This is a genomic window from Amaricoccus sp. W119 (assembly GCF_047275745.1).
GTDB lineage: Bacteria > Pseudomonadota > Alphaproteobacteria > Rhodobacterales > Rhodobacteraceae > Amaricoccus.
In genome coordinates, this window is the sequence record NZ_JBKQWU010000191.1 from 1 (window position 1) to 896 (window position 896).

1 pseudogene is annotated in these 896 nt (G+C 65.0%); it reads right to left on the reverse strand.

Going from position 1 to position 896, the window contains the following annotated elements:
- Window positions 1-93 precede the first annotated feature (93 nt).
- Window positions 94-710: pseudogene (locus ACLJK8_RS22925) on the reverse strand (transposase); the annotation flags it as partial.
- Window positions 711-896 lie beyond the last annotated feature (186 nt).

An 896-nucleotide genomic window follows, 5' to 3' on the forward strand; every position in this document is an offset into this window, starting at 1 on the left:
CGTTCCTCATAATGCTCGGCGCAATCGCGGACCTGATTGCAATGCCGATGTTCCGATGGCGAGTGGTGCCGGTGGCCGGCAAAGCCTGATCACCAGGGTATTCTTCAACGGCCCCACGCGGCAGCGCTGCCAGGTCGTGGACAGGACGCGCGCCGTGACGGCCTTGATGCCTTCGTGCGCGTCGCCGATCACCAGCTTCACGCCGGCCAGGCCTCGGCGAACGAGGTCGCGTGAGGCAACTCGGTCCAGAAGGGCTCGGCTTCCGAGGCGCCAATCGCCATGCCCAGGACCTCGCGCCGGCCATCGGTGTTGACGCCGACCGCGAGCGGGGAGCCATTGTGCGCCATTGGTGCGAGCACAATGGCGAGCGCGACGCTGACGGTGAGCCATCGAGGCGCCACCGGTGCGAAGCCGAGGTATGCGCGGTTCGACGCTGCCAGCCCGGTTTTGCCAGTCCCGGTCACGATAGCCGTTACGCTGAGCCAGACGGTCGGAAGACTTCTCGCCGTATTCCGCGCCAGCCTTCGCGCCCACCTCGAGTTCCATCAGGCGCTCGGGGGCGAAGCCGGCCTCCGGCCTCTTTCCGCCTTCATTCGATCCACCGGATCGAATGATCGCTGCGCGACCGCCTCCAAGAGCATCTCGCGCAGCAGGTCAGCATCGGCGCTCTTTTCCATCAGAGCGCGCAGGTCCATCATGGGTTTGGTCATCGGGGGCGTCCCTCAGTTCAGGTTGGCTGTTGCAACCCAACCCTACCGAGAAACCCGATGACCGCCGTGAGCTACACCATTTAGCTTAATCGCATTTCCTGCGCCGCTCTGGCTGGCAGGATCAGGGTTGCTTCGGACGCTGCCGGAGCCTGCCAACATGGAGGATGCGATGGGTGTGTTCGCGGC